Genomic DNA, 9,192 nt, shown 5'->3' with positions numbered 1-9,192 from the left:
TCATAGCCTTCAACAGGCTCCAGTGCCATGGCAGGCGCTTTGCTGACCAGCTCCCTGGCATCCTTGATATTCAGCGGCACCCGGGAGATAAACAGCTGTTTTTGCTTATCAAGCAACTGGAGGGTTTTAGCAACGTACATGGCTGCATCTGCGACCAGATAACGGTTATTCAAAGCCGCCTTAAAACACGACAAATGATTTTTGATAATTTCCTGAAAGCAAGTCTTGTCGTTTACATTACCGCTCGCAGGTGCCATAAACACGGGGATACCCGCCTCATTTTCGGTGATTAGCTGCAAGACAACCTGATTCAGGTCAGGCCGGTGGTCACGGCTGTAGCCGCGGCAGATATGGATGCAGTTCAAGTCATCAGGGTTTTCATTACTGTTATAGACACCGTCTGTATGAAGACTGGTGCCGTCCAGGTTTAATGCCTTGCAGGGCAGATTTAGATGGTTGACGACCTTAATGGCAAGATTCAGGTATAAGTCACTGACGCCAGCGTAATAAAGACTGTCGAGAGCGCGGCCAAGTATTTTGTCGTTTAAGTGTTCTGCCTGGATGCCTTCCCCGATGAGGCGATCAATCGGCTTGTCCTCAAAAAACTCAGGGACCAGGTAGAGGGTCTGCCCTGTAAAGCCCAGCCCATTGATGATCATTGCGACCACAGCCTGTCCAATGGTGACATTGCGTGCCTCAGAGTCATTGGTTATGCGTGCATCGAAATATTCGGCTATCTTTAGCTCCCGGCACATGGCGGCAACCAAGCCCAGATGATTAAGGTTCTTAAACTGGTATTGAACTGGCGGCATATCGGTGTTCCTGAAGATCTGATCAGTCCTTTGACATCAGATTTCAGGAAAATATCAATCGGGGTGGTGAAGGACAGTTTTGCGGTGTTGGGCACCACACTGAGCGACTCCCGGACTGAACAGGGTATCAGTCAATCCATCATAACGGGTCTCAAATCTGAAGCCGATGCCCAAAAAGCTTACTGACAGGTTGGCGACATCACATATAATGTTTAACACTGATGGTCAGGATTTACTTTGCCCTAATAAACTAATCACTGTTCCATAGCCATGAACAGCTTTTTCAATATTGGCACCCCTGGAAATCAGCTTCTCGACAAACGGAAAGTATGTCGAATCGGTTTTAGGTAGCATGGCAATATGGCATAAAGCGGTCATGCCCAGTGAGTCCTGAGCATTAACGTCGAGTTGAGGACAATTTAATAAAGATTCAATGACTGGTTTGTAGGGGTTGCAATAATCAACGGATTCATTCTCATCAAGATATTTGCTGTAGCAATCAATGGCTATTTGAAGGGGTGTTTTATTTTCCAGGCCCAGCGCATTGACATCTTGCTTTTTTATTAAAAATTCGATAATCCATTGACTTCTTTGTTTGATGGCATAAATCAGTGGCGTTTCTCCACTAATACGCAGTTCGTTGATATCGAAGTCTGTACGATTCGTCAATGCTTCCAGTAGTGCTAGTTCATTGTATTTGATAAGTGTCTTTAACAGGTTTTCTTTCAGGCTAATGCTTTGGAGTGTTTCTAACTTTAATTGTATTTTTTTGCGAAGCTGGCATCGCTCTGCAACTCTTGGGATTTCATGTTTGCTTTCATTTAGCTTGGAAATTAATGTAATTAACCGGTAAACAGACATACCAAAAACCTCATTTTTTAGAAGTGAGAGTTTCGCTGTATTATTTAAGCTCCACACTTCATATATCACCATGGCAAGTCGTGGTCCTTTGCTTAAGATGCATGAGTAGAGTTCACAATGTCTGATACTTTTGTCGGGGTGAAAATATTTTGATAATATGTTCAATATATGGATTGAATTGTGAACATCCAAGTCATGATCCATCTTTAATAAGCCGGTTAACAGAAATCTGAATGCTATTTTTTCATTATGAGTTATATCACTTTTATCGTTGTGCTTGGCAATAATGGATTCCATGAATTTCCCGATATCTGATAATGTTTTGAAGGGGCCTGTATCCCAGAGGGCCATTTGTATATCTATTGAATAAATTTTGTTAATGTTTTTACAGAACTCCAAGGCATGGCTATTTAGTTTCTCAAGAAAGTAATCGGTTTGAGCCAGAATTGGCAATACATGGATCAGTTCAATATTCCTTAGATTAATGGGAATGCTGAGACTATTTTCACTGAAGCGGGCAGGGCTCTGATGGTAAATTTTCAGCATTTCATGTTTTAAATTAGGTGGCAGTAAGTTTCCGGTGCTTTCCTGAAAAACAACATTATGATCAGTGGCAAACAGGTAATTGGTAATACGATTACTTTGCGGGATATTCATGACTGCTTTCTTACCGTGGAGTCTGTGTTTATGGAACTGAAAAAGGACGTTAAATGTTCAAAAACGGAGTTCCACCATTTCATTGCTCACTGCAGCGGGCAGGGCGATGGATTATCCACTGCCCTACTTTCAGCAAGGAGTTTTGCACAAGCGGTGTAGCCGTAATTGGTAGCCAGGGTGAGAGCCGTCGAACCTGCGTTAGTTTGCTCATTGATCTGTATACCTGAAGCAGCCAGTAACATCTTGACGATCTCTGTGTTGCCATTGTTGGCAGCCTGATGCAGAGCAGTCCAGCCTTTGTTTGTCTTCTCATTGACATCGATGCCGTCAGCATCCAGTAACAACTTGACAATTTCTGTGTCACCTCGATAGACAGCTAAGTGGAGAGCCGTGTCGCCGGAAGTATTCCCAACGTTGACCAGGATTCCGGAAATGTCCAGTAATGCCTTGACGGTCTCTGTGTGGCCACAGCAGGCAGCGATGCGAAGAGCTGTATAGTCATGGTAATCAGTGGCATTGACATCCACTCCCCTGGTTTCAATCAGCTTTTTAAGGCCTTTGGTATAGCCCTTGGCAGCGGCGCTATGCAGTGGTTTTATGTCTGTCTCATTGGTGGTATGGAGGTAATTGAAGATGATCCTGCCAATGAAATTTTTCATAGGATTGTCTATGTTATTAGTGCTCCATACGGTATGAAGATCCGCTCCTTTATTCACCAGAATGTACCGTATCTCAATATTTTCCGTCAGGACAGCAATATACAAGGCTCCGTAAAGATCTTTCGCGCCCTTGCTAATCAATAGTTCAAGGCACTGTGTTTTCCCCCATCTGGAGGCTTCGCGCAAAGCACCGTCAAGGTCGTTTGCTCTCATGTTGATCAGGGGTTCAAGGCACTGCGTTTGACCCTGCCGGGTGGCTTCATTCAAGGCGTTATCAAGGGCTCGTTGGCTGGGTTGGGTGCTGTTCAGGTATTCAAGGAGTTCGGCATTGCCCTCCCGGACAGCGGTGTGCAGTACGTTATCGATATTCACTCCAGCCCCGGTCAGCAGCATTTGCAAGTCAATGGTGTGGCGCTGCCGGGTGGTGGTATTTTGCAGAGGAGTCTCACCATCGTGACCAGCGGCATTAGCATCAGCATGGCAGTCGACCAGGGCCTTGACGCAATCTGTATGGCCGTAATTGATAGCGACAGCTGTCGGGTGTTCAGGATGACCGGTGAGTGCCGAACGGTAAGTCCGGTTTGCCAATGTCTCATCTTTGGCCAGCAGTATTTTCAGCGTTTCCAGATTCCCGGTACGACAGGCATTAAGCATCGGGGATTCACAATAGGGCGATTCGTCGCCAGGGACTCTGCTACCATCCAGAGGAACCAATGGCAGCGCCGGTTGCATGCATTGACTGTATTGGCGTTCATCAAGCTTTTTTATCTTCTGCTGATCACTCTCCAGCCATCGGGTGATGCATTCCAGGTGGAAAACGTGAGACGCCGGGCAAGAGGCTTTGACCAGTAAATGCCCGCCATGTTGTCCTCTGATATGCCTGTCGTCGCCTATACAGTTAGAGCAATTAAAGGAAAAATCTGTGGTGTTGCCGCTGACGCTGTGCATGGCTGAAGCTTACTGTACGATAAGGGTTGTGGTTAGGACAAACATCGATAGAGAAAATTCCTTAAAACAGTATTTTGAACGAGGAGTTTTTAATTAAGCTGTTTTAGCCGTTTAATTAATAATCCCGAATTTTATCGCTCATAGTAGATGGCAGAACGGTGGATTAATTGCCCCATTATCAACAAGAAGTTCCTTACTGGCGGTGTGACCAAACCTTGTAGCCAGGCTCAGAGCCGTATCGCCATTTTTATCCATCTCATTGACCCGGATGCCGACAGCGGCCAGTAACGCTTCAACGGACTCTGGACAGCCGTATCTGGCAGCGAGGTGGAGAGCCGTCCAGCCATTGGTATTTGTTTCATTGACGTGGATACCCGGAGCCTGCAGTAACGCTTTGACGGACTCTGGATGATTGTATCTGGTAGCGAGGTGGAGAGCCGTCCAGCCATCGTGATCTTTCTCATTAACCTTGATACCGTCAGCTGCCAGTAACGCCTTGACGGTCTCTGTGTGGCCATTCCAGGCCGCCATGTGGAGAGCCGTCCAGCCATCGTGATCTTTCTGATTAACCTTGATATCGTAAGCAGCCAGTAACGCCTTGACAGTCTCAGTGTGGCCTCGGCGGGCCGCTAAATGGAGAACCGTCCAGCCATCTTTATTCCTGGCATTGGTATTGATGTCGTTAGCGGCCAGCAAGACGTTGACGATCTCTGTGTTGCCATTGCGGGCAGCCAGGTGGAGAGCCGTATAGCCGAGGCTATCAGTGCTATTTATAGCCACTCCCCCGGTTTCAAGCAGCTTTTCCACGCATCTGCAATGTCCGTTGGCAGCGGTGATATGCAGCGGCGTTTGACCTTCCGCATCGGTGTCATTGATGTGTGTCGGGTCGTTCAGGAGATTGAAAAATTCCCAGGAACCCTGTCTGGCAGCAGTGTGCAGTACGGTAGTAATATTTGCTCCTTGTTGGGTCAGAACAACCTGGCCCGCGACGTTTTCCGTCATAACAGCAATGTACAGTGCACCGTTCAGGTCGTTCGCTCCCTCTGTGATCAGAATATCGAGGCACTGTATATGCCCTCGCTCGGCGGCAGCGTAAAGGGCACCGTTAAGGTCGTTCGCTCCCGCTGTGATCAGGATGACAAGACACAACGTTTGCCCCCGCTCGGCGGCATCGCGCAGGGCGGTATTAAGAACAGGTTGGCTGGGTTGGGTGCTGACCAGGTATTGAAGGAGTCGAGCATTGCCCTCCCGGACAGCGGTGCGAAGTACGTTATTGATATTCGCACCGGCCCTGATCAACATGTCGACGACCTCGGAGCGGCCCTTCCGGATGGCGATACGCAGGGGCGTCTCACCATTGTGACCAGCGGCATTGACATCGGCACCGGCCCTGATCAACATGTCGACGACCTCGGAGCGGCCCTTCCGGATGGCGATACACAGGGGCGTCTCAGCATTGTGACCAGCGGCATTGACATCGGCACCGCAGTCGATCAGAGCCCGGGCACAATGATAATGGCCGTAATTGATGGCGACAACTAACAGGTGTTCAGAATGACCGGTGAGCACCGAACGGTAAGTCCGGTTTGCCAGGGTCTCGTCTTCGCGCAGCAACATCTTCAGTGTTGCCAGCTCTCCGGTACGGCAGACATTAAACATCACGGACTCACAATAAGCTGATTCGTTGTCAATGACGTTGCTCCTGTCCAGAAGAAGTAATGGCAGTGCCGGTTGCATACATTGACTGCATTGGCGTTGATCAAGTCTTTTTATCTTCTGCTGATTACTTTCAAGCCATTCGGTGATGCACTTCAGGTGGAAAACGTGGGATGCCGGGCAAGAGGTTTTGACCAGTGAATTCCCACCAGTTTGGCCTCCGATATGGCCGTCGTAGAAACAAATAGGACAATTAAATGCGAAACCTGCCGCGTTCATTGCTTTGCCTGCTTTATGACTCAATTGTGGGTAGGACAAAAATCAGCAGAGAAAATTCCATAAAACAAAACTTGGAACAAGACGATTGTTGTTCAAATCCTTAAGTCAGGCACAAGCCTAACCGTTTTGCACCGGGCAAAGAAGGTTGTTCACCAGAATTCAATGGATGGCAATCACAAACATTTGGCAGCAATTAAAAGCCCTGATTCATAAAGGCAGCCAGTGGAATAGACAGCCCAACGCGGTAATTGCTCCTATCCAAAAGTGAGTGGAATTGCGCCCCGGTTTTGTTCAATGCTTCGGTTGGTTAGTAACAGGAATACTGTTGGATCTTTTGCTTATAGGCTCTTCTGATCCAAGGATTATAATTTTAAGCTCCTTATAATGTTTATCGTTATAACCGTTTTGGCAGAGCGTATTAATGGCTGCGCCAACAAGACATCCAGCACCACTATAAGCGACTACAGAATGCCCCAGGAAACAACCCGCAGCACAGCCCAGAAAACATCCCGTGTCGCTGTAATCAGTATTTCTTATCGACCAGAGTTTACTGCATTCTGTTTGTGTGGAATTTGTCGTCTGCATATTACTTATCCCAATACTCTTGCGAACCGTAAAGATAGATGAAACATTCACTAAATCCACTTTGCAGGTCTTCAGATTCATTGAGGTTAGTACAGAGTTTGCTCTGCGCCAGCTTGCTATCTATTTCTATCCAAACCTGCAAAGCAAAGGTCGCTCTGCTCTTAATGCGTAGGCTATGGATGGAAATACAGGCTCCTGGCAGCATTCTCAGGTTAGCCAGATTCCCGGTACGGCAGGCATTGAAAATCAGGGTTTCACAATTAAGGTGATTCGTCATCAAGGGCCAAGAAGAAGATTGCCGGGAACAGAATGTTTCTGGTTACCGTGTAATGAAGGCACTTCAGTGATGAAAAGTCCGGGGATGTAATCTGCACCTAAGCCGGAGCCACGACTTTGCTTTTCCCAAGTGGAATATTTTCTTTCCGATCTGGAATTAAGGAAAGTTGCTATTATCTCTTTTCAGTATTTTAGATACCGCCTGATAAGCGTTCTTATCAGGCGGTATAGACTCCTGTCTCGGAAATATTTCCTAGCTCAACAGGTTTATTTGCCAATTGGTCAGGTTTGTTTCCCTACTTAATTGGCTATCGGACAGTTGACTGATCAAGCCGCAAGGTTAGCCGCAACAAATTCCCAGTTCACCAGGGCCCAGAAGCCTTTCAGGTAGTCTGGGCGCACGTTACGGTAGTCGATGTAGTAAGCGTGCTCCCACAGGTCGCAGGTCAGCAGAGGCTTCTGGTCGCCAGTGATTGGTGTGCCGGCGTTGCTGGTGTTGACGATTTCCAGGGAACCGTCGGTGTTTTTTACCAGCCAGGTCCAGGAGGAACCAAAGTTGTTAACGGCCATGTCAGAGAATTTGGCAACAAACTCATCATAAGAGCCAAAGGCTTTGTCGATAGCTGCTGCCAGTTCACCGGAAGGCTTGTCGCCACCATTGGGGCTCAGGCAGTTCCAGTAGAAGGTGTGGTTCCATACCTGGGCAGCGTTGTTGAAGATGCCGCCTTCAGACGTCTTGATGATCTCTTCCAGGCTCTTGTTTTCCAGCTCGGTGCCTTCAACCAGACCGTTCAGTTTGACAACGTAAGTGTGGTGATGTTTGCCGTAATGGTAATCCAGAGTTTCCCTGGAGATATGTGGTTCAAGGGCATTGCGCTCGTAGGGCAGCTCAGGCAGTTGAAAAGCCATTTGTGTTCTCCCGCTGTGGTTGGAATAGTATCGTTCAGAGACCTGATTTTTCGCAAAGCGATAGTAGCACCGTGGCTACTACGAATCCATGTGGAATGTATCTTGAGGTTTGCCGCAGAAATTTCAAGTCCAACTCACTCCTTTACGTTGAATAAAAAGGTTGGGGGCAGGATTTCTTTCTTCTACAATAGTCCCTCATTTTTTCTGAACAGCCAGGAGCCGGGAGCACCGTTTCGTCCGAGTCTAAAAAATACACAAATTGATCGGTGTTTTTGATGGAAAGCAGTGAGTATGCAAGAGGATAACAAGATTTATCAGTCAAACCAGGACTTATCCATAACCGCTGACCAGCGTCCTTCCAGGCAGCGTTCTGCAGGCTCCAGGCCAAAAAGTTTCAGTAAATCCGCAGCCACCGGTAAAAGCAGCGGTGCGGGCTATCTGGTCTCGGGTGTTCTGTTTGTGCTTCTGGCCGGTGTTACTGCTGGCGGTTACTGGCAGGTGACTGAGCTGCAGAAGGTCCTGAAGGAGACCCGGCAGGAGCTTCAGGCAACCCGGGATCAACTGGGTCTGGTGACCGGGCAGGTTTCTCAAACCGGTGAGTCCATTAACCAGAGTGACTCCATCTTTCGCTCAGAACTTAAAGAAGTGAACTCTGAAATTCGCAAGCTCTGGGATGTTGCTAACAAAAGAAACCGTCAGTGGATTAATGAGAATAAAGATAAGATTGACCAGGGGGCGAAGAAAGTAGACCTTGCTGTCAAACAGTTTGATGCAGTTAAAAAGTCCTCTGAGCAGGCGGTCTCAAAGCTGAATGAGCTGGACCAGGTCATTAAGGCAGTGACCACTGAGCAGCTGGTTGCCAATTCGGATATGGTTAGCCGTGTTGAAGCACTGAAAGCTGAAATTGATGGTTTAAAGAGCACTTTATCTGCACAGCAGAGTGTCGAGCAGCAAATAAAAGCCTCTGCGCAAACCCAGGATGAACTCAGTAAAAAGCTGGGCGCTTTCCAGAGCCAGGTCTCCCTGCGGCTGCAACAGCTGGAAAACACCCTGCGGGATCTTGGAAGTCCGAAAGAGAAGGGGCTGACAATTCAGTAGTGGTTAGCTACTTAAAGCTCTGGAAAGAAAAAGGCGGTGAGCATGGACTATTTTGGTTTATTTATCAGGCTGCCAACCACCGCAGGACTGCATGGATGCAGGTACCAGGAGGCTGACCGAGAATAGCGCCCGTAGCGAGGATGGCAGAAAATTGAGGATAAAAATTCGGTTTTGTGAGGTGAATAGCGGGGCTATTTGCCGAACAAAAGTGGATTTTCAGACCAATTTGCTGCCGCCGCAGTAGGGCAGACTATTCTCGGTCAGCCTCCTGGCCCGGATATTTTCAGACTAGTCAAAAAAATGTACTGAATGAATTTTTAAAAGGTTGTTGTTTGATAATTTAAAAAAAAATGTTCAATCTGTCTCGTTTTGTTGATAACTGTTCTGAGTTTTCGTTTAAAGACTAAATAAGCCCTTCTATTCTGCTAGCCTGAAATTAAATAAGTGTAATC

The 9,192-nt window shown here is 47.4% G+C and carries 9 protein-coding genes; 2 read left to right on the top strand and 7 right to left on the bottom strand.

Annotation, left to right across the window (positions count from 1 at the left end; genetic code table 11):
• From J7439_RS16270 to J7439_RS16245, 6 genes are all read right to left on the bottom strand, one after another.
• Positions 1-812: IS1634 family transposase (locus J7439_RS16270; RefSeq protein ID WP_209203030.1), on the bottom strand; the 812-nt coding region annotated here is incomplete at its 3' end.
• Between the two features lie 54 nt (positions 813-866).
• Positions 867-1,031 (bottom strand): hypothetical protein, encoded by a 165-nt coding sequence (locus J7439_RS16265; RefSeq protein WP_209203029.1) that lies wholly within the window; start codon positions 1,029-1,031, stop codon positions 867-869.
• Between the two features lie 6 nt (positions 1,032-1,037).
• The gene (locus J7439_RS16260) at positions 1,038-2,330 is read right to left on the bottom strand and encodes an ankyrin repeat domain-containing protein (protein ID WP_209203028.1); all 1,293 of its coding nucleotides are present in this window, start codon (positions 2,328-2,330) and stop codon (positions 1,038-1,040) included.
• A gap of 86 nt (positions 2,331-2,416) precedes the next feature.
• Complete coding sequence (locus tag J7439_RS16255; protein WP_209203027.1) at positions 2,417-3,937, bottom strand: ankyrin repeat domain-containing protein; 1,521 nt, start codon at positions 3,935-3,937, stop codon at positions 2,417-2,419.
• Positions 3,938-4,075: 138 nt separating this feature from the next.
• Positions 4,076-5,872 carry an ankyrin repeat domain-containing protein gene (locus J7439_RS16250; RefSeq protein WP_209203026.1) on the bottom strand — a complete coding sequence of 599 codons (1,797 nt, stop codon included), beginning with the start codon at positions 5,870-5,872 and terminating at the stop codon, positions 4,076-4,078.
• Positions 5,873-6,163: 291 nt separating this feature from the next.
• Positions 6,164-6,538, bottom strand: coding sequence for a hypothetical protein (locus J7439_RS16245; RefSeq protein ID WP_209203025.1), 375 nt, complete (start codon positions 6,536-6,538; stop codon positions 6,164-6,166).
• A 94-nt stretch (positions 6,539-6,632) separates the two neighbouring features.
• Between J7439_RS16245 and J7439_RS16240 the strand changes: the two genes are divergently transcribed.
• Positions 6,633-6,824, top strand: a complete 192-nt coding sequence (locus tag J7439_RS16240; protein WP_209203024.1) for a hypothetical protein — start codon at positions 6,633-6,635, stop codon at positions 6,822-6,824.
• 236 nt (positions 6,825-7,060) lie between these two features.
• Here the strand turns inward: J7439_RS16240 and sodB are convergent, their stop codons facing one another.
• Positions 7,061-7,642: a superoxide dismutase [Fe] gene (sodB, locus tag J7439_RS16235; RefSeq protein ID WP_209203023.1), complete on the bottom strand. Its 582-nt coding sequence runs from the start codon at positions 7,640-7,642 to the stop codon at positions 7,061-7,063.
• Positions 7,643-7,933: 291 nt separating this feature from the next.
• On the opposite strand from sodB, the gene J7439_RS16230 reads away from it, so the two are divergent.
• On the top strand, positions 7,934-8,740 hold the full coding sequence (locus J7439_RS16230; protein WP_209203022.1) for a hypothetical protein: 807 nt from the start codon (positions 7,934-7,936) through the stop codon (positions 8,738-8,740).
• The last annotated feature ends 452 nt before the right edge of the window (positions 8,741-9,192 follow it).

This window comes from Salinisphaera sp. G21_0, from assembly GCF_017744115.1.
Taxonomy (GTDB): Bacteria; Pseudomonadota; Gammaproteobacteria; order Pseudomonadales; family Endozoicomonadaceae; genus Endozoicomonas.
This window is presented reverse-complemented; position numbering and strand designations above follow the sequence as displayed.